The following is an 18,719-nucleotide window of genomic DNA, read 5'->3' as shown; positions in this document are numbered from 1 at the left end:
GTCAGAGATCCACGCTGTCGCGCAGCTTCGTCGGCGTCAGGAAGAGTGTCGCGATGACACCGACCACCGCGATACCGGCCGAGATCAGGAAGATGTGGCCGGTCGCGTCACCGTAGGCGGCACGCACCACTTCCTGGATCTCCGGCGGCATGGCGGCGATGTTCAGCGTCGAGCCGCCCGAGGAGGAGGCGGCCGGATCGATGCCCAGCTTCGTCAGCCCGTCGGCGATCTTCGTGGCGACCTGGTTGGCGAGCACCGCGCCCAGCACGGAGACACCGATGGTCCCTCCGAGCGAGCGGAAGAAGGTGATCGCACCGCTGGCTGCGCCGAGTTCGCTGAACGGGACGGTGTTCTGGACCACGAGCACCAGGTTCTGCATCGACATGCCGACGCCGGCGCCGACGGCCAGCATGCCCAGCGACACGATGACCAGCGAGGTCTCGTGGTCGATCGTGGACAGCCCCAGGAAGCCGAGGGCGAGCACGATGACACCGGTGATGATGTACGGCTTCACCTTGCCGGTCCGTGAGACGAGGCGGCCCGCGACGGTCGAGGAGACGAGCACACCGAACATCAGCGGGATGGTGAGCAGTCCGGCCTCGGTCGGCGAGTTGCCGCGGCCGATCTGGAAGTACTGGCCGAGGAAGACCGCACCGCCGAACATCGCCATGCCCACCGCGAGGCTCGCGATGATGGCGAGGGCGGGGTCCCGGCGGCGTACGACGTGGAGCGGGACGACCGGCTCCTTGACCCGCGCCTCGACGAGGACGGCCACGGCGAGGATCACGACGCTCGCACCGACCATGACGCCGGTCTGCCAGGAGATCCAGGCGAAGTCGTTGTCGACGAAGGTGACCCAGAGCAGCAGGAGGCTGACGCCGGCGGCGATGAGCGTGGCCCCCAGGTAGTCGACCTTGACGTCCGGGCGGCGGATCTCGGTGAGGTGCAGGGTGCGGGTCAGCAGCACGAAGGCGACGAGGGTGAACGGTACGGCGATGAAGAAGCACCAGCGCCAGCCGAGCCAGGAGGTGTCGGTGATGAACCCGCCGAGCAGCGGCCCGCCGACGGTGGCCACGGCCATGACCCCGCCGAGGTAACCGTTGTACCGGCCGCGCTCCTTGGGGCTGATCATCGCGGCGATGATCACCTGGACGAGCACCTGGAGCGCGCCCATGCCGAGGCCCTGAATCACACGGAAGCCGATGAGCTGCCCGGTGGTCTGGGCGAAGCCGCAGGCGATCGACGAGACGACGAACAGGCCGATGGCTATCTGGAGCAGCAGTTTCTTGCTGAACAGGTCGGCGAGCTTGCCCCAGATCGGGGTGGAGGCCGTGGAGGCCAGCAGGGTCGCGGTGACGACCCAGGTGTACTGCGACTGGGTGCCGTTCAGCGATCCGATGATCTGCGGGAGGGCGACCGAGACCACCGTGCTGCTGATCATCGCCACGAACAGCACGATCAGCAGCCCGCTCAGGGCGCGCATCACGTGGCGGTGGTCCATGGGCGCGGCCTCTGCGGGCGCGGCCGTTTGTGCGCTCACGCGCAACCTCCGGGGCATTCGAGGGAGCACCCGAGAAGGAGGGTGCAGGGAAGAGGGGGAGCGGAGAGGAAGCCTTCATCATACATGCACAGTGGGCAATATTGCCCACTGTGCAAGTTTTCCGGTGGCGTAGATAATGGCCGTATGGAAAGCCCTGTGGGACTGCGGGAACGCAAGAAGGCGGCCACGCGGCAGGCCGTGCACGAGGCGACGATGCGGCTGACCGTCGAGCACGGCTTCGACCACGTGACGGTGGAGGCGGTGGCCGACGCGGCCGGCATCTCCCGCAGGACGTTCTCGAACTACTTCACCAACAAGGAGGACGCCCTCCTCTACGGCGAGGAACAGCTCATCGGGTCGCTGGTGCGCGCCGTCAGGGACCGCCCCGCCGACGAGCCGGCCTGGACGGCGCTGAGGGCCGCGGTGACGGAGTTCTCGCGGCGCGTCGAGCCCCCGGAGCGGGAGTGGGCGATCCGCACGAGGCTCGCCATGCGCCACCCCTCGCTCCTGGCCCGCCAGCTCGCCAATCACGCGGAGCTGGAACGGGACCTGGCGGACGCCATAGCCGTACGCCGGGGCCCCGCGAACGACCCGGTCCGTCCGGTGGTCATGGCGGCCGCGTTCCTCGCCACGCTGCGGATCGCGATGCGCATGTGGATCGAGGAGGACCTGGCCCGGTCACCCGGAGAGGTGATCGACGAGGTCCTCCAGGAGATGGCGCGCAGCTTCGACTGAGAGCGGCCGCCGGGGCGCGGGGGCCGGTTCAGATCACGACCCGGTAGCCCCCCGGCGACGCGGGACGACCCGCACCCCGTACTCCTCGCACCCCGTACTCCTCGCGGCCCGCGCCCGAGCGGCCCGCCACTACGACCGCCACCACCGGACACAGGGCGCCCAGAACGAAATCTGAAGGGGCTAAGGACAGTTGCCCGCGGTGCGGAGGGCGGCGAAAGTGCCGAAACCCCTACCGATATCCACCCGCCGCAGTCAGCAGACCGTGCCCGGCCCGGCCGCCGTGGCGCGGAGGAGGTCGCGGAGGAGGGGGAAGTCGATCGCTTCGGGCCTGCGGAAGCGGAGGCATCCCTTGCCCATGTCGTGCCCCTCCAGCCGCTCGGCGAACGCCTCGCGGACGTCGCTGCGCAGCAGATAGACGGAGATGTACTGCTTCTGGCTAGCGAAGGCGACCTCTCCGACGCCGCCCCGCTCGTAGGCGGGCATCCCGTACGCCATCACCTCGGTGAACCCGGTCAGCTCCGCCCGGCACAGGTCGCGCAACCGGGTCAGGGCCTCCCTGCGTTCAACGGGCACCTCGGCGAGGTAGCTGTCGACGTCTTCCGCCTGGCTCTGCACCATGCTCCGAGGGTAGGCCACGCGGCGCGACGCATCACTCGCACGAACCTCACCTGCCGAAACCGAGGCGGCCTTTCCCTGAAGAAGGAAAGGCCGCCTCGGATTTCAAAGAAATCAGGTCACGGTGAGGTCGGTCGTACCACAGGTGGACGTCCAGACATCCCGGGTCGCATATTCGCCGATACACGCCTGGTAATACACGTACGTCCCCTCGGGGAGCCCGTAATTGCAGTCGTTGTACCCGTTGTTCGCCCCGTTGGCGTCCCAGCAGTAGTGGTACTGGGCATCCGGGCCGGTCTGGCGCCACCGCCCGACGGCCGAGTGATGGTCGGCGCTGACGTCCGTCACCCTGAAGTGCTCGCCGTAGGCGAAGAACTTGGCTTCTGCGGAGTAGGTGGTGTCGTAGACCCACACCCCCTCCGCGGCAGCCGCACTTCCCGACAGACCCACGCTGATCGCGAAGACTCCGGTCATGGCGACCAGACCCCTGACGATCCTTCGGAAAGACTTCCCCACTGCTTTTCCCTTCCCCCATGCCCGCGCACAATTGCCGATCGGCACATCGCAGCGGGCCGCCTGTTCCCCTTTGTTCGCCATCGCGTCGAGAACCGACCTGCGATGATCATGAGGATGCGGCCGACAGGCTAACGAAGAGAGAACACCTCGGCAAATCACGGAGCGCATTCGCCAGGGAATGCCCTTCCTGTCGGTTATCTCCGCCCGGCCTCACCGTTGTCGGAGGCGGACGGCCGTGATCGCGTGCCGTTCGACGCCGGTGACCTCGATGGTCCACTGTGCGAGCCGGACGGTGTCTCCGGGCTGTTGCGGCAGCTCCCCGAGGCGGGCCAGGACGAGGCCGGCGACGGTGGTGAACGGGCCGTGGACGGAGTCGCCGAGGTCGATCCCGAGGTCGGGCAGGTCATGGAGGGGAAGGCTGCCGGGCAGGAGCAGTGAGCCGTCGGGCTGGGTGCGCACGGTTGCCGTGTCACGGTCGGCCTCGTCGTAGATCTCACCGACGATCTCCTCCAGGAGGTCTTCGATGGTGACGATGCCGTCGACGGAGCCGTGCTCGTCGACCACGAGAGCCAGTTGCTCGTGGGCGGCCATCAGCCGCCCCAGCGCTTCGGAGACCTTCACGAAGTCGGAGAAGAACAGCGGTGGGCGGGCGAGGGCGCTGACGGGGGCCGTGTCCCCGCCGGTGGTCAGGTCACGGAGGTGGACGACGCCGAGAACATCGTCGATGTGGCCGGCGCCCAGGACCGGGGCCCGGGAGTGGCCCGAGCGGGCCAGAGCGAGACGAGCCCGGGCCGTGGGCATGTCGCCGGGCAGGGTGAAGACCTCCAGGCGCGGCACGAGGACGGCTCGCAGCGGGCGCTCCTGAATTTCCAGAGCCCTGGAGATGATCGTGCGCTGCTGCGCGGTGAGACCTCGGTGGCTGATGACCATGTCCCGCAGCTCTTCCGGCCCGGGCGGCTGCTGCGCCTCGCGCGGGTCGCCGCCGAACAGACGCACCACCAGGTCCGTGGACTTGCCCAGCGTCCACACGGCGGGGCGGGCGGCGGTCGCCAGGAGGTCGAGGGGTGTGGCCGCCACCAGGGCCCACCGCTGGGCGTACTGCATGGCCAGGCGTTTGGGCGCGAGTTCGCCCGCGACGAGGGTGACGAAGGTCAGGAGCAGGGTCACCAGGGCGATGGCCAGCGGTTCGGCGGCCCGGCCGGTGAATCCCAGGAGGGGGACCAGCGGCTCGGCCAGAGACACCGCGGCGGTGGCGGAGGCCAGGAATCCGGCGAGTGTGATGCCGATCTGGATGGTGGCGAGGAAGCGGTTGGGGTCCTCGGTCAGGTGGAGCAGCCGTGCCGCACGGGTCCCCCCTCGCTTCCGCAGCCGGCGCAGCTGGCTCTCGCGCAGGGAGATCAACGCGATCTCACTGCCGGCGAAGAGCGCGTTGAGCAGGATCAGCGCGGCGATGAGCGCGAGGTCGAACCCGTAACCGTCCATGGGCGCCACCGTGTCATCCGTGGGGCCGCATCGCTCTCACACGGCGCTGCCGTGGTGTCGCGGGCGGCCGTACGGCCGGATCGGCGACCGCACCGCACCGCGGCCGTCAACGAGGTTCGGTGGGTGCCCGCACCACGGCGACGGAACAGTGCGCATGGTGCAGCATGGCCTGGCTGACCGACCCCAGCAACAGCCCGACGAAGCCACCACGCCCCCGGGCTCCGACCACGAGCGTCCGCGCGGAGCGGCTCGCCTCGATCAGCGCCTCCCGGGTCCGGCTCCGCGTCACCCGGTGCTCCACGGCCACCCCCGGGTACCGCTCCCGACGCCCCGCCAGCGCCTCGTGCACCAGGCGCTCCTCCGTATCGGCAAGTTCACCCGGCCGGGCGGCGTACGGCTCCGCGGCGTTCTGCGGAGGGGGCAGAGGTGCGTTCCACGCGGTCCAGGCATGCAGCGCGGTCAGCGGCTCCCCGCGCAAGGACGCCTCCTCGAAGGCGAACTCGACCGCCGCGTCGGCGGCCGGCGATCCGTCGCAGCCCAGGAGAATCCCACGGCCGGGAGACGCCTGCTTCCGCGCCAGGAGGACCGGGCACTGGCTGTGGGCGGCCAGATGCACCGCCGTCGATCCCAGCAGCAACCCTACGAACCCGCCCAGCCCCCGGCTGCCGACCACGATCAGCGGGGCCTGCCGGGACTGGGCTTCCAGCACCGTCAGCGGCTCGCCCGTGACCACCGCGTTGGTGACCTCCAGCTCGGGCTCGACGGACCGGGCACGTTCCACCGCCTCGGCCACGATCCGGCCCACCATGTTGCGGAGCCCGCCCCCCGGCGGCCCCACGGACGGTGCTCCCTGATGCACGTGCATCATCGGCCAGATGAACGCGTGCACCACCCTGAGCCCGCGTCCACGCAGCCGCGCCTCGCGGGCCGCAAGATCGACCGCGTCCAGACTCGACGCCGAACCGTCCACACCCACGACAACAGGCGCACTCACGACGACCCTCCGATCTTCAGATGTACCCCCGTCCCGCTTACCACGTTTCCTCACATGCGCCCGTCCCGCCAACGCGTGCGGGCGACACGACGAACCCGCTGGGGCAGAATGCGGACAAGGCAGGCATTCGCCCCGCAGGTGTGAGGGGTCTCCCGTGCTCGATGTACCGCTCTGGCTCTGGGCCGCGTTCGTCGTCACCGTGGTCGTGTCGCTGACCGTGGATCTGCTCGCGCACCGGGACACGCATGTCATCGGGTTCAAGGAGGCCGCTGCCTGGAGTGCGGTGTGGGTCGGTCTCGCCCTCTCCTTCGGCGCGATCGTCTTCCTGGTCCTGGGCACGACACCAGGGGTCGACTACACCACCGCGTGGCTGCTGGAGAAGAGCCTGTCGGTCGACAACCTCTTCGTCTTCGCGCTGATCTTCGCCTACTTCAAGGTGCCGCGCGCCTACCAGCACCGTGTGCTGTTCTTCGGCGTCATCGGCGCGCTGGTGTTCCGAGGCGTCTTCCTGGCCGCCGGAGTGGCCCTGGTCAGCCGGTTCACCGCAGTGCTGTTCGCCTTCGCCGCGGTCCTCTTCTACAGCACGTACAAGATCCTCAAGGGGGACGAGGACAGGTTCGACCCGGGCGGGAGCATCGCCGTGCGCCTGCTGCGCAAGGTGGTGCCGGTCCGGGACGAGTACGCCGGGACGAAGTTCTTCGTGAAGGAAGCCGGCAAGCGGGTCGCCACCCCGCTGCTCGCCGTCGTCGTGGCGATCGAGGCAGCCGATCTGATCTTCGCCGTGGACAGCGTGCCCGCCGTCCTCGCGGTCAGCGACGAGGCCTTCATCGTCTACACCAGCAACGCGTTCGCCATCCTCGGCCTGCGCGCTCTGTACTTCCTGCTCGCCGGGCTGCTGGACAAATTCCGCTACCTCGGCCAGGGCGTCGCGCTGATCCTCGCCTTCATCGGCGTGAAACTCATCCTTCAGGCGTCGCACAAGCTGATCAGCACCAGTATCCCGGAGATCCCTTCTCCCATCAGCCTGGCGGTGATCGCCACGATCCTGGCCGTGTCCGTCCTGCTGAGCATCCGGCACCCGAGCTCGGCCACCGCGCGGAAGGCGGAGGATCCGGGCGACGAAGACTGACGTCGGGCCGGCGGTGCGCGCACCGCCGGCCCGAAGCCCCCACTCCTACGACGGCCCCCGCTACAGCACCGGCAGCAGGTTCTTCAGCTCGAAGGCCGTGACCTCGCTGCGGTACTCCTCCCACTCCTGCTTCTTGTTGCGCAGGAAGAAGTCGAAGACGTGCTCGCCCAGCGTCTCGGCGACCAGTTCGCTCTTCTCCATCAGCGAGATCGCCTCGCCCAGGTTCTGCGGGAGCGGCTCGATGCCCATCGCGCGGCGTTCCGAGTCGGAGAGGGCCCAGACGTCGTCGTCGGCACCGGCCGGGAGTTCGTAGCCCTCCTCGATGCCCTTGAGGCCCGCGGCGAGCAGCACCGCGTACGTCAGGTAGGGGTTGGCGCCGGAGTCGATGGAGCGGACCTCGACGCGGGCCGAGCCGGTCTTGCCGGGCTTGTACATCGGGACGCGGATCAGCGCGGAGCGGTTGTTGTGGCCCCAGCAGATGTACGAGGGGGCCTCGCCGCCCGCACCCGCGGAGCGGCTGGAGCCGCCCCAGATGCGCTTGTACGAGTTGACCCACTGGTTGGTCACGGCGGAGATCTCCGCGGCGTGCGTGAGGAGGCCCGCGATGAAGGAGCGGCCCACCTTCGACAGCTGGTACTCGGCGCCCGACTCGTAGAAGGCGTTGCGGTCGCCCTCGAAGAGGGAGAGGTGGGTGTGCATGCCCGAGCCCGGGTACTCCGAGAACGGCTTCGGCATGAAGGTGGCCTGCACGCCCTGCTCCAGCGCGACCTGCTTCATGACCAGGCGGAAGGTCATGATGTTGTCGGCGGTGGAGAGCGCGTCGGCGTACCGCAGGTCGATCTCCTGCTGGCCGGGGGCGCCCTCGTGGTGGCTGAACTCGACCGAGATGCCCATCGATTCGAGCATGGTGATCGCCTGGCGGCGGAAGTCCATGCCGACGTTCTGCGGGGTGTGGTCGAAGTAGCCGGAGCTGTCGGCCGGGGTGGGGCGGCTGCCGTCGACCGGCTTGTTCTTCAGCAGGAAGAACTCGATCTCCGGGTGGGTGTAGAAGGTGAAGCCCAGGTCGGAGGTCTTCGCGAGGATGCGCTTGAGCACGAAGCGAGGGTCGGCGAAGGAGGGCGAGCCGTCCGGCATCAGGATGTCGCAGAACATCCGTGCCGTGCCCGGGGCCTCCGCGCGCCAGGGGAGGATCTGGAACGTGCCGGGGTCCGGCTTCGCGATCATGTCCGATTCGTATACACGGGCGAAGCCCTCGATCGCGGAGCCATCGAAGCCGATGCCCTCGTCAAAGGCCTGTTCGAGCTCGGCCGGGGCCACGGCGACGGACTTGAGGTAACCGAGAACATCGGTGAACCACAGCCGTACGAAGCGGATGTCGCGCTCCTCAAGCGTCCTGAGGACGAATTCCTGCTGCTTGTCCATAGCCACATCCTTGCAGTTCAGACGGTCCGTGCACCACCGCCCGGGGTAGGGGAGACACCTCAGTATCACGACCCGGGATTTCACCCAGATTACGCACACGGTGTGAGAGAGAGCACGCGGCCACCCACTACGATCGGCGCCCGTGGTGTGCAAGGGCCGCAGCCGCTCGGCCGTGGCCCGCCGCGACCGGGAATTCCCGCTCCGCTTCCGTCCCTCCCGACCCCTTGGCAGAAGGACCCGACGTCATGAGCTTCGACCGCAGGACCCGCGCAGAGCAGATGCGCGACGCCGACCGTGCGCACGGCCGCCACAGCCATGTCGTCGCCATAGGCCTGAGTGCCGTCGTGGTCGCCGGACTGCTCGGTTTCGGGTCCTACATGCTCCTGGAGAAGTCCGAGGCGAAGGAGAAGCTCGGGGGCGGCCTGGCCCAGGACGCCAAGCAGACCGAGCAGGGGGAGAAGGACCTCGCCGCGGGGCCGATCGCGGGTGAGAAGACGTGGGACGCGACGAAGCTGACCCGCGACCACGTCACGACCGACGTGACGTACCCGATGGAGCCGCCCGTCGGCGGGAACCACAATCCGGCCTGGCTGAACTGCGACGGCGTCGTATACGAAAAGGCCGTCCCGAACGTCAACGCCGTGCACGCCCTTGAGCACGGTGCGGTCTGGGTGACGGTCAGCGAGAAGGCCTCTCCCGACGCCGTCGCCGCACTCGCGTCCCGGGTGAAGAGCACCCCGTACTCCCTGATGTCCCCGTACGAGGGACAGGCGGGGGCGATCATGCTGAGTGCCTGGGGCAAGCAGGTCACGGTGGACGGCGCGGACGACCCGCGGGTGGCCGCCTTCTTCGCGAAGTACGTCCAGGGCGCGCAGACGCCCGAACCGGGCGCGCCGTGCACCGGCGGGGTCGACGGGTGAGCCGGGCGGGCAACCTGCGTACGCGGTGGGTCGCAGGTTCCGCGGTGGCCCTCGCCCTGCTGTTCGCCGGCGCGGCGACGGTCGCCTCCGCGCGGGGTGACGGGGCTCCGGCCGCACCCCGTACGCCGTCGGCGCGGTCCGCGGACGCGGGCTTCGCGCGGGACATGGCCGTCCACCATCAGCAGGCCGTGGAGATGTCGTTCATCGTGCGGGACGGCACGCAGGACGAGGACGTACGGCGTCTCGCCTACGACATCGCCAACACGCAGGCCAATCAGCGGGGCATGCTGCTCGGCTGGCTCGATCTGTGGGAGCTGCCGAAGACGGCGCCGGACGGGCAGGGGCCGATGGCCTGGATGACCGGCGACGGTCACAGCGGTCACGAAATGGAGGGCATGGAGGGCATGGATCATGATGCGGCCGCCCTCATGCCCGGCATGGCGACCAGGACCGAGCTCGGCCGGCTCCGGGCGGCCCGTGGCGAGCAGGCCGAGATCCTCTTCCTGCAGCTGATGACCGACCACCACAAGGGCGGCGTCGCGATGGCCCGCGGCTGCGCCGAGCGGTGCACCGTGCCGGTGGAGAAGCGCCTGGCCCGGGGCATGGTCGAGGCCCAGCAGTCCGAGCTGGACCTGATGGCGGACATGCTCGCGGCGCGCGGGGCGGCGCCCCGTTCCTGAGCGCGGGACCGGCCCGGCGTACGCCCGAACGGGTGACAGCGTTCGCGTGCGCCGGGCGGGCCCGCGACGATGGAAGGACTCGGGGCCGCACACCAGTGCCCACGGGCACGCAGGAGGCAAGCCCATGACCACGGCCAAGGACATCATGCACACGGGGGCCCACTGGATCCCCGCCCACGAGACGCTCGACCGCGCCGCGCAGATGATGCGTGACCACAAGGTGGGGGCGCTGCCCGTCTCCGCCAACGGTGAGCAGGACCGGATGGTCGGGATCATCACCGACCGCGACATCGTGATCGGCTGTGTGGCGGAGGGACACGATCCGTCGAAGGTGACGGCGGGCGAACTCTGCGAGGGCACCCCGCGCTGGATCGAGTCGTCGGCGGACGTCGACGCGGTGCTGGAGGAGATGCAGAGCCATCGGATCCGCCGGCTCCCGGTGGTCGAGGACAAGAAGCTCATCGGCATGATCAGCGAGGCCGACCTGGCGCTCCACCTCTCGGACGAGCAGGTCGCCGGCTGGGCGGAGATGGTCTACGCCCGCGCCTGACGCCCGCGCCTGACACCCCCTGACCGGGCACCGTCCGCACCCGCCCGGCGCCCGGTCCCGCGCCCCGGACGGCCGGGCGCCCCGCCACGGCCGGGCGCCCCGCACGGATCCGGACGGCCCGGCGTCCCGGACGGAGCCCACGGCCCGGCGTTCCCCGCACGCAGGAGGAGCGCCGGGCCGCCGGGTGTCGGGGCCGCACCCTTATACCGGCCAGGGGTACGGTGCGCAATATGTCTGAAATGCCTACTCGTCGCGCCCTGCTCGGCGCCGGTATCGCCCTCGCGGGAACAGCAGGCCTCGCCTCCCGGGCCGTCGCATCCCCGGCCCACGCCTCTCCCGTCCGCGCCCCCTCCCCCGCGCGCGCCGCCGACCAGTACGTCACCCCCGACGGACCGGAGGTGGTGGACGCCGAGACCCGGCGGGGCGCCGGGCCCCTGCGGACGGTCTCGCTCACCGCCGCCGCGTCCCGCTTCGAGCTGGGCGACGGCCTGACCGTCCCCACCTGGGCGTACGGGGACCGTCTGCCCGGCGAGGCGATCCGGATCACGGCGGGCGACACCCTGGAGCTCGCCCTGGCCAACCATCTGACGCAGAGCACCACGATGCACTGGCACGGCCTCTCGATCCGCAACGACATGGACGGGGTCCCGGGGCTGACCCAGCAGCCGATCAAGGCAGGCGCCGACTTCACCTACCGGTTCGCGGTCACCCGCCCGGGGACCCACTGGATCCACCCGCACTCCGGGGTCCAGCTCGACCGGGGGCTGTACGCGCCGCTGATCGTCGACGACCCGAAGGAGCCGCTCGCGTACGACAAGGAGTGGATCGTCGTCCTGGACGACTGGCTCGACGGGGTGGACGGCTCCACCCCCGACGCGGTCCTCGACGAGCTCACCAAGGGCCGGGGCACCGCCCATGACGCGGCCGGTCACGACACGGCGCGCGCGGCCGGCGCCGAGGGCCCCTCCCGGCTGCTGGAGGGGGCGGAGAGCGACCTGCTCGGCGGCCACGCGGGCGATGTCGCCTACCCTCACTACCTGATCAACGGCCTCAGGGCCCAGGCCCCTTCGGTCTTCGAGGCCCGGCCCGGCGACCGCATCCGGCTGCGCGTCATCAACGCCGGCGGGGACACCGCGTTCCGGCTGGCGCTCGGCGGCCACCGGATGACGGTGACGCACACGGACGGCTTCCCGGTGCGGCACACGGAGACCGACGCCCTGCTGCTCGGCATGGGCGAGCGCTACGACGTGCTGGTGACGGCCGGGGACGGGGTGTTCCCGCTGACCGCCCTCGCCGAGGGCAAGGGCGCGTCGGCCCTGGCCGTGCTGCGGACGGGGACGGGGGCGCTGCCGCCCGCCTCCGTACGGCCCGTCGAGCTGGACGGCGAGCTGGTGACGGCCGACCGGCTGGCCCCGGACGAGTCGGTGGCGCTGGCGGCGCGTGAGCCCGACCGGACCGTACGGATCACGCTCACGGGCTCCATGGCGGCGTACGACTGGGGCTTCGACGGCAAGAGCTACGACCCGGCGGCGCGGCTGCCCGTCCGGGCCGGGGAGCGGGTGCGTCTGGTCTTCACCAACCGCACCTCCATGTGGCACCCCCTCCACCTCCACGGCCACACCTTCGCGCTGGCGGGCACGGGCCAGGGGGCCGGCCTCGGGGCGCGCAAGGACACCGCGGCGATCCTGCCCGGACGCACGCTGACGGTCGACTTCGACGCGGACAACCCGGGGCTGTGGATGCTGCACTGCCACAACGTCTACCACGCGGAGGCGGGGATGATGACGGTCCTCGGCTACCTGCGCTGAGCCACCCCGCACGTCCCCGTCCGGAGGCGGCACCCCGCCTCCGGACGGGAGACTCCAGGACATCGCGTCAGTCAGACGATTACACTGGCGGGGTGCCTCAACTACGTCTCGCACTCAATCAGATCGACGCGACCGTCGGTGACCTCGCCGGCAACTCCGAGTCGATCGTCCACTGGACCCGGCACGCCGCCGAGCAGGGCGCCCACCTGGTGGCGTTCCCCGAGATGGTGCTGACCGGGTACCCCGTCGAGGACCTGGCCCTGCGGTCCTCGTTCGTCGAGGCCTCCCGGACGGCGCTGCGCGTCCTGGCCGCCCGCCTCGCCGACGAGGGCTTCGGGGAACTGCCGGTCGTCGTCGGCTACCTCGACCGCTCGGAGCACCCGGCGGCACGCTACGGCCAGCCCGCCGGTTCCCCGCGCAACGCGGCCGCGGTGCTGCACCGCGGGCGGGTCGCGCTGAACTTCGCCAAGCACCACCTGCCCAACTACGGCGTGTTCGACGAGTTCCGGTACTTCGTGCCGGGCGACTCGATGCCCGTCGTGCGGGTGCACGGCGTCGACGTGGCGCTCGCGATCTGCGAGGACCTCTGGCAGGACGGCGGACGTGTCCCGGCCGCGCGGGCCGCCGGTGCCGGGCTGCTGCTGTCGATCAACGCCTCGCCGTACGAGCGCGACAAGGACGACACCCGGCTGGAGCTGGTCCGTAAGCGCGCCCAGGAGGCCGGGTGCACGACGGCGTACCTGGCGATGATCGGCGGCCAGGACGAGCTGGTCTTCGACGGGGACTCCATCGTCGTCGACCGGCACGGCGAAGTCATCGCCCGCGCACCGCAGTTCGCCGAGGGCAGCGTGATCCTCGACCTGGACCTGCCGGCCGCCGCGGCCCAGGCGCCGTCAGGGGTGGTCAACGACGGGCTGCGCATCGACCACGTGGTGCTGAGCGCGGCTCCGCTCCCCGCCTACGCGCCGGAGCTGGCCGGCGGGTACGCGGAGCGGCTCGACGACGACGAGGAGCTGTACTCGGCACTGGTCGTGGGCCTGCGCGCGTACGCCGCGAAGAACGGGTTCAGCAGCGTCCTGATCGGGCTCTCGGGCGGCATCGACTCGGCGCTCGTCGCGGCGATCGCCTGCGACGCGCTGGGGGCCCGGCACGTGTACGGCATCTCGATGCCCTCGAAGTACTCCTCGGACCACTCCAAGGGCGACGCGGCCGAGCTGGCCCGGCGTACGGGGCTGAACTTCCGCACCGTACCGATCGAGCCGATGTTCGACGCGTACATGGGGTCGCTGGGGCTCACCAATCTCGCCGAGGAGAACCTCCAGTCGCGGCTGCGCGGCACGATGCTGATGGCCGTCTCCAACCAGGAGGGCCAGATCGTGCTGGCGCCGGGCAACAAGTCCGAGCTGGCGGTGGGCTATTCCACGCTGTACGGGGACTCCGTCGGCGCGTACGGGCCGATCAAGGACGTGTACAAGACGTCGGTCTTCCGCCTCGCGAAGTGGCGCAACCGCGCCGCCGAGGAGCGTGGCCAGACCCCGCCGATCCCGGAGGCGTCGATCACCAAGCCGCCGAGCGCCGAACTGCGCCCGGACCAGGTGGACACGGACTCCCTGCCGGACTACGACGTGCTGGACCGGATCCTGGAGCTGTACGTCGACCGGGACCAGGGCCGGGACGCGATCGTGGCGGCCGGGTTCGACGAGGCCCTGGTGACGAGGACGCTGCGGATGGTGGACACGGCGGAGTACAAGCGGCGGCAGTACCCGCCGGGCACGAAGATCTCGCCGAAGGGCTTCGGCAAGGACCGCCGGCTGCCGATCACGAACCGGTGGCGCGAGTCGGGCTGACGCGGGGCAGCCCTTAGGGCATCTGCCCGATGCCGGTGACCCGCCTCAGTCGTCAGCATGGCCCCAGGTGCGGGCCGGGCGACGGGGCGGGGTGCGGCAGGATGGTGCTGGGAGCGGTGGTGCGGGACCGGACGGCCCTACTCTGTCTCACGGGGCTGCTCGTGTCGGGGTTCGGCACCTCGGCGATGTGGCTGACGGCGGGTGTCTGGGTGAAGTCGGCCACCGGGTCGGACAGTCTGGCCGCCCTGACGGTGGCGGCGATGTGGGCGCCGGTCCTCGCGGGGCCCTGGCTCGGGGCGGTCGCGGACCTGGTGCCCCGCCGGGCCCTGCTGATCTCGGTGAACCTGGTGATGGCCGGGCTGATGGGCTCGCTCCTCCTCGTCGGCCCCGACCACCGGATCGGGGTGCTCTTCGCGGTGCTGGTCGTCTACGGCGTGAGCGGGGTGCTGCTGGACGCGGCGGAGGCGGCGCTCGTGGCAGGGGCGGTCGGCCCTCGGCTGCTGGGCGACTTCAACGGGCTGCGTACGACGGCGAACGAGGGCATGAAGCTGCTCGCGCCGCTCGCGGGCGCGGGGCTGTTCGCCCGGTACGGCGCGGTGCCCGTGGTCGCGCTGGACGCGGTGACGTTCGCGCTGGCCGCGCTGGTCTTCGCGCGGCTGCGGGTCCGCGAGCCGGCGGGCGCGGCGCGCACGAGGGTGCGCCGGGGCGGTACGGCGGCGGGGATACGGCTGCTGCGCGGTTCGGCGGTCCTGCGCCCGCTGGTGTGCGCCGGAGCGCTGACGATGCTGCTGGCGGGGCTCAACGGGGCGGCGGTGTACGCCGTCGTCGAGGCGCTCGGCCGCCCACCGGCGTTCGCCGGGGTGCTGTACGCCTTCCAGGGCGCGGGTTCCGTGGCGGCCGGGCTGCTGGCCGGTCCGCTGCTGCGGCGGATGCCGGAGCGGGCCTTCGCCGGGGCGGGGATCGCGGTGTTCGCGGTGGCCGTGGGCGCGCGGGCGCTGGGCGGTGACGCGGTGGCCCTCGCGGCGAGCGCCGCGATCGGGGCCGGCCTGCCCTGTGTGCTGATCGCCGCGATGACGGCGGTGCAGCGGGAGACGCCGGACGCGGTGCTGGGCCGCACGGCGGCGGCGGCCAACTCGCTGATGACGGTGCCGAACGCGGTGGCGCTGGCGGGCGGCGCGGGGCTGGTCGCCGTGGTGGATGTCCGGCTGCTGCTTCCGCCGGCGGCGCTGGCGGGACTGGTCACAGCGGCCTGGCTGGGCTCGGGCCGGCGGGGCTCGGGCCGGCGGGGGCGCGTGTCCGGCGCCCCCGCCGGGCCGTCATCGTCGTAGGCGCTCAGGCGGAGTGGGTCTCCACCGGCTCGTGCGCCTCGCTGCGGGCGGTGCCGGACGCCACGACGCGCGAGGTGCCCGGGGTACGGTCCAGCACGCCCGCCGTGACCGCAACGGCGAGTCCGGCCACGGCCAGCACCGCGCCGACCAGGGCCGGAGAGGTCCAGCCCCAGCCCGCCGCGATGGCGACCCCGCCGAGCCAGGCCCCGCCCGCGTTGGCGAGGTTGAAGGCGGAGTGGTTGGAGGCGGACGCCAGGGTGGGGGCGTCCTTCGCCTTGTTCATCACGAGCATCTGCAGCGGTGTGGTCGTCATGAAGCCGACGCCGCCGAGCAGTACGACCATGACCAGCGCGGCCCACTGCACATGGACGGTGAACGGGAAGACGACTAGGACGACCGCGAGGGCGCCCAGCGAGCCGTAGAGGGTGGGGCGCAGCGCCCGGTCGGTCAGGGGTCCCGCGGCGAGTGCGCCGAGGGTCATCCCGATGCCGAAGAGGGCGAGGACGAGCGTCACCGAGGACTCGCCGAAGCCCATCGCCTCGGTCGTCATGGACGAGAGGTAGGAGTAGACGGCGAAGACACCGGCGAAGCCGAGGACGGCGGTGAGCAGGCCGAGGACGACCTGCCGGTTGCCGAGCGCGCTCAGTTCACGGCGTACGTTCTGGTGCGCCTCGACGGGGATCTGCGGCACGAGGCGGGCGAGCGCGGCCATCGCGGCCAGGCCGATCACCGCGACCACCATGAACGTGGCGCGCCAGCCGAGGTGCTGTCCCAGCAGGGTGGCGGCCGGTACGCCGACGATGTTGGCCACGGTCAGGCCGAGGAACATGGTGGCGACGGCACGGGCCTGGCGCCCGTCGGGCACGAGGCGGGCGGCGACGACCGCGCCGACGCCGAAGAAGGCACCGTGCGGCAGCCCGGCCAGGAAGCGGCCGGCCAGCAGCCAGCCGAAGTCGGGGGCGAAGGCGGAGGCGAGGTTGCCGACGGTGAAGACGGCCATCAGCAGCAGGAGCATCCGCTTGCGCGGGATCCTGGAGCCGAGGCCGGTGAGCAGCGGGGCACCGAGGACGACGCCGATCGCGTACGCCGAGACGAGGTAACCGGCGGTGGGCACGGACGTTCCCAGATCGTCCGCGACGTTGGGCAGCAGGCCCATCATCACGAACTCGGTGGTGCCGATGCCGAAGGCGCTCACAGCGAGGGCGAGCAGGGCCAGGGGCATGGAGAGGACCTTTCGGGCGGGGGCCCGCCCGGGCCGTGGAGGGCCGGGCGGCGGCGGTGTGTGTGCGGGAGCGTCGGCTTCTTTGCCGGGACGGGTTATGTATCCCGTCGGAACAAAGTCTCTCAGACGTTTTATGCCCGGACGTGAACATGCCGTTGCGTCGGGGTGTGATGTGGACGTCACTCGGCCGGTCCACCCCCGGGCCGGAAGTCCGGTTCGCAGCGTGCTCGCCCACCCCGGATACACCGCCACCGGACTGCAGAAGGGCACCCCGGTGGGCCTGTGGCGCCTGCTGCTCGGCCGCATCGGCAACCCCCTGTTCGCCCAGCGGCCGGAGCACGGCGCCCTGCCGCAGCTGTTCGCGGCGACCGACCCGGGGGTGCGGGGCGGCGAGTTCATCGGCCCGGACGGCCCGGCCGAGCTGCGGGGTGCCCCGGTGCGCGCCAGCCCTTCACCGGCATGGGCCGACCCGGCGACGGGCGTACGCCTGTGGGAGCTGTCCGAGCGCCTGACGGAGGTGCAGTACGCGCTCTAGGTGACGGCAGGGCGGAGTGGACGGCGACGAAGACGCCGAGGAGGAGCAGCAGCGCCCGGCGCCGGGGCCAGGTGCGCCCGGTGTGAGAAGGAGACCCCTTGTGCGGAACCGTCGGAGGAACGAGCGGTGTGCAGGGGATGCGGGCCGCGCCCGTCGTCACGCGCGGGGGCGCGAGGACAGCGACACGGTGGAATGTCCGGTGTGCGCACGGGACATGAGAGGGGCGGGAGAGCGTACCGCCTCACCGAAAGGCGGCGGCGGCGCTCACAGCTGCACGCGGGCCGCGATCGGCAGGTGGTCGCTGTCCGTGGCGGGCAGGGTCCAGGAGGCGAGGGGTTCGACGCCCCGGACCATGATCTGGTCGATCCGGGCCATCGGGAACGCCGCCGGCCAGCTGAAGCCGAAGCCGTCGCCCGCCGCGCCCTGGGTGGAGCGCATCTGGGCCGTCACCGCGTGCAGCGAGCGGTCGTTCATGGTGCCGTTCAGGTCGCCGAGCAGGACCACCCGCTCCAGGGGTTCGTCGGCGATCGCCTCGCCCAGCGCGTCCGCGCTGTCGTCGCGCTGGTTGGCGGTGAAGCCCGCGTTCAGCTTGACCCGCACGGAGGGGAGGTGGGCGACGTACACCTTCACCTTGCCCTCGGGGGTGGTGACCGTGGCCCGCATGGCGCGGGTCCAGCCCAGCTTGATGTCGACGGGGCTGGAGTCCGTCACCGGGTACTTGCTCCACAGGCCGACGGTGCCCTGGACGGAGTGGTGCGGGTAGCGGTCGGCGAGCGCGTCCTCGTACGCCGCCACCTTGCCGGTCGGCAGTTCCTGGAGCGCCACGATGTCCGCGCCGGAGCCCGCGACCTGCTGGGCGGTGCCCGCGGGGTCGGGGTTGCCGGCGTTGACGTTGTGCGTGGCGACCGTGAGGTCGCCGCCGGTGCCCGACTTGTCGGCGAACAGCAGGCCGCCGAAGAGGTTGAGCCAGACCGCGACCGGCAGGACGAGGGCGATCACCGCGGTGGCGGAGCGCCGGACCAGGCCGAGGATCAGCAGCACCGGCAGGAGCACGCCGAGCCAGGGCAGGAACGTCTCGATGAGGCTGCCCAGGTTGCCGATGGTGTTCGGGATGTCCGAGTGGAAGACCATCACGACGGTCAGGAACACCGAGCAGAGCGCCAGGAGGATGCCGCGCCGCCAGATGCCCCGGTCGGAGGCCAGTCCGTGTAGCAGGGCCCGGAATCGGGAGCCCGCCCGGGGCCCCGCGTCGGCGTCCTCGGTGTCCGCCCTGTACGCCTGCACCATTGCGCTCGTCCTCACTGCCTTGCCGTACACATCACCGCGCCTCCCGACCCTAGGCGATGGGTGACGCCGTTCCTGCCGTCGACGACGGCCGTACTGCCATCAGGACGAC

The 18,719-nt window shown here is 71.1% G+C and carries 16 protein-coding genes and 1 pseudogene; 9 read left to right on the top strand and 8 right to left on the bottom strand.

Going from position 1 to position 18,719, the window contains the following annotated elements; genetic code table 11:
- Position 1: 1 nt before the first annotated feature.
- Positions 2 to 1,501, bottom strand: coding sequence for an MDR family MFS transporter (locus ACIRD8_RS02050; protein ID WP_403985623.1), 1,500 nt, complete (start codon positions 1,499 to 1,501; stop codon positions 2 to 4).
- A gap of 183 nt (positions 1,502 to 1,684) precedes the next feature.
- Between ACIRD8_RS02050 and ACIRD8_RS02045 the strand changes: the two genes are divergently transcribed.
- A complete protein-coding gene (locus tag ACIRD8_RS02045) occupies positions 1,685 to 2,275 on the top strand; it encodes a TetR family transcriptional regulator (protein WP_403985010.1) in 591 nt (196 codons plus the stop codon).
- 252 nt (positions 2,276 to 2,527) lie between these two features.
- On the opposite strand, the gene ACIRD8_RS02040 is transcribed toward ACIRD8_RS02045, so the two are convergent.
- The 4 genes from ACIRD8_RS02040 to ACIRD8_RS02025 form a co-directional block, all read right to left on the bottom strand.
- Positions 2,528 to 2,893, bottom strand: coding sequence for an iron chaperone (locus tag ACIRD8_RS02040; RefSeq protein ID WP_403985008.1), 366 nt, complete (start codon positions 2,891 to 2,893; stop codon positions 2,528 to 2,530).
- A 111-nt stretch (positions 2,894 to 3,004) separates the two neighbouring features.
- Positions 3,005 to 3,364 carry a hypothetical protein gene (locus ACIRD8_RS02035; protein ID WP_403985006.1) on the bottom strand — a complete coding sequence of 120 codons (360 nt, stop codon included), beginning with the start codon at positions 3,362 to 3,364 and terminating at the stop codon, positions 3,005 to 3,007.
- Between the two features lie 252 nt (positions 3,365 to 3,616).
- Positions 3,617 to 4,888, bottom strand: coding sequence for a hemolysin family protein (locus ACIRD8_RS02030; protein WP_403985004.1), 1,272 nt, complete (start codon positions 4,886 to 4,888; stop codon positions 3,617 to 3,619).
- A gap of 106 nt (positions 4,889 to 4,994) precedes the next feature.
- Positions 4,995 to 5,882 carry a universal stress protein gene (locus ACIRD8_RS02025; protein ID WP_403985002.1) on the bottom strand — a complete coding sequence of 296 codons (888 nt, stop codon included), beginning with the start codon at positions 5,880 to 5,882 and terminating at the stop codon, positions 4,995 to 4,997.
- Positions 5,883 to 6,036: 154 nt separating this feature from the next.
- On the opposite strand from ACIRD8_RS02025, the gene ACIRD8_RS02020 reads away from it, so the two are divergent.
- Positions 6,037 to 7,011 (top strand): TerC family protein, encoded by a 975-nt coding sequence (locus tag ACIRD8_RS02020; RefSeq protein ID WP_403985000.1) that lies wholly within the window; start codon positions 6,037 to 6,039, stop codon positions 7,009 to 7,011.
- A 60-nt stretch (positions 7,012 to 7,071) separates the two neighbouring features.
- Here ACIRD8_RS02020 and glnA read toward each other — a convergent pair whose 3' ends face one another.
- Positions 7,072 to 8,433, bottom strand: coding sequence for a type I glutamate--ammonia ligase (gene glnA, locus ACIRD8_RS02015; protein ID WP_099176388.1), 1,362 nt, complete (start codon positions 8,431 to 8,433; stop codon positions 7,072 to 7,074).
- A gap of 245 nt (positions 8,434 to 8,678) precedes the next feature.
- On the opposite strand from glnA, the gene ACIRD8_RS02010 reads away from it, so the two are divergent.
- The 6 genes from ACIRD8_RS02010 to ACIRD8_RS01985 all read left to right on the top strand — a co-directional run bounded on the left by ACIRD8_RS02010 (position 8,679) and on the right by ACIRD8_RS01985 (position 15,566).
- Positions 8,679 to 9,353 carry a DUF3105 domain-containing protein gene (locus ACIRD8_RS02010; protein ID WP_403984998.1) on the top strand — a complete coding sequence of 225 codons (675 nt, stop codon included), beginning with the start codon at positions 8,679 to 8,681 and terminating at the stop codon, positions 9,351 to 9,353.
- The gene (locus tag ACIRD8_RS02005; RefSeq protein WP_403984996.1) at positions 9,350 to 10,033 is read left to right on the top strand and encodes a DUF305 domain-containing protein; all 684 of its coding nucleotides are present in this window, start codon (positions 9,350 to 9,352) and stop codon (positions 10,031 to 10,033) included. The genes ACIRD8_RS02010 and ACIRD8_RS02005 overlap by 4 nt, the downstream gene beginning before the upstream one ends.
- Positions 10,034 to 10,157: 124 nt before the next feature.
- A complete protein-coding gene (locus ACIRD8_RS02000; protein ID WP_403984994.1) occupies positions 10,158 to 10,583 on the top strand; it encodes a CBS domain-containing protein in 426 nt (141 codons plus the stop codon).
- 230 nt (positions 10,584 to 10,813) lie between these two features.
- Positions 10,814 to 12,391 (top strand): multicopper oxidase family protein, encoded by a 1,578-nt coding sequence (locus ACIRD8_RS01995; protein WP_403984992.1) that lies wholly within the window; start codon positions 10,814 to 10,816, stop codon positions 12,389 to 12,391.
- A 92-nt stretch (positions 12,392 to 12,483) separates the two neighbouring features.
- The gene (locus ACIRD8_RS01990) at positions 12,484 to 14,238 is read left to right on the top strand and encodes an NAD+ synthase (protein ID WP_403984990.1); all 1,755 of its coding nucleotides are present in this window, start codon (positions 12,484 to 12,486) and stop codon (positions 14,236 to 14,238) included.
- A 101-nt stretch (positions 14,239 to 14,339) separates the two neighbouring features.
- On the top strand, positions 14,340 to 15,566 hold the full coding sequence (locus ACIRD8_RS01985; RefSeq protein ID WP_403984988.1) for an MFS transporter: 1,227 nt from the start codon (positions 14,340 to 14,342) through the stop codon (positions 15,564 to 15,566).
- Positions 15,567 to 15,570: 4 nt separating this feature from the next.
- Here the strand turns inward: ACIRD8_RS01985 and ACIRD8_RS01980 are convergent, their stop codons facing one another.
- Positions 15,571 to 16,788, bottom strand: coding sequence for an MFS transporter (locus ACIRD8_RS01980; RefSeq protein WP_403984986.1), 1,218 nt, complete (start codon positions 16,786 to 16,788; stop codon positions 15,571 to 15,573).
- Between the two features lie 202 nt (positions 16,789 to 16,990).
- Between ACIRD8_RS01980 and ACIRD8_RS01975 the strand changes: the two are divergent.
- Positions 16,991 to 17,323: pseudogene (locus tag ACIRD8_RS01975) on the top strand (short-chain dehydrogenase); the annotation flags it as partial.
- A gap of 264 nt (positions 17,324 to 17,587) precedes the next feature.
- Here ACIRD8_RS01975 and ACIRD8_RS01970 read toward each other — a convergent pair.
- Entirely contained in the window at positions 17,588 to 18,610 is a 1,023-nt protein-coding gene (locus tag ACIRD8_RS01970; RefSeq protein ID WP_403985621.1) for an endonuclease/exonuclease/phosphatase family protein, read from the bottom strand.
- Positions 18,611 to 18,719: the final 109 nt, after the last annotated feature.

It is taken from the genome of Streptomyces sp. NPDC102451 (genome assembly GCF_044765485.1).
In the GTDB taxonomy this organism is placed as follows: Bacteria; Actinomycetota; Actinomycetes; order Streptomycetales; family Streptomycetaceae; genus Streptomyces.
The sequence above is the reverse complement of the archived record's forward strand: the minus strand, read 5'-3'. Positions and strand labels throughout refer to the sequence as shown.